Source organism: Mesorhizobium sp. M5C.F.Ca.ET.164.01.1.1 (assembly GCF_004792125.1).
GTDB lineage: Bacteria > Pseudomonadota > Alphaproteobacteria > Rhizobiales > Rhizobiaceae > Mesorhizobium > Mesorhizobium wenxiniae.
The window spans coordinates 1-432 of the sequence record NZ_SRTG01000117.1 but is presented as its reverse complement, the minus strand read 5'-3'; the positions used below and the strand labels follow the sequence as shown (position 1 = coordinate 432).

Annotated in this window: 1 protein-coding gene; it reads right to left on the bottom strand. The window is 65.0% G+C overall.

What is annotated here, in order from left to right; all coding sequences use genetic code 11:
* Nucleotides 1–22 precede the first annotated feature (22 nt).
* The coding region (locus EN807_RS32690; protein ID WP_135937943.1) for an SUMF1/EgtB/PvdO family nonheme iron enzyme at nucleotides 23–432 on the bottom strand (410 nt) is incomplete at its 5' end.

Here is a 432-nt window from a genome sequence, read left to right as displayed (position 1 = left end):
CCGAGCGCAGGTGCAGCCTTCATCAGGCTGGGCGCGTGATGCAGCGGAAGCCGAGGTGACAGGTCGATGTGTCCACCGACTGCGCCATGCGAGCGGCCGGGCGGTAGCGCCGGCAGTAGCTGGGGGCGCATAGGAAGGACCCGCCCTTGGTGACCTTGCGCGGAATCCTGATGTCGGGCGTCAGCGGATCGTAACTTGCCTCACGCTCGGCACCGTGCGGGTTGGCCATCGTGCAACAAGGGCTGTCGATGCGGCGGTGCTCCTGGTACCAGTCAGTTGTCCACTGCCAGACATTGCCGGCCATGTCATGGAGCCCATAGCCGTTTGCCGGAAACGAGCCGACCGGAGACGTCCATTCGTAGCCGTCCTCGCAATCGTTGCGGAACGGGAACTCGCCTTGGTAGGTGTTGGCCATATGCTGGCCACCCGGGG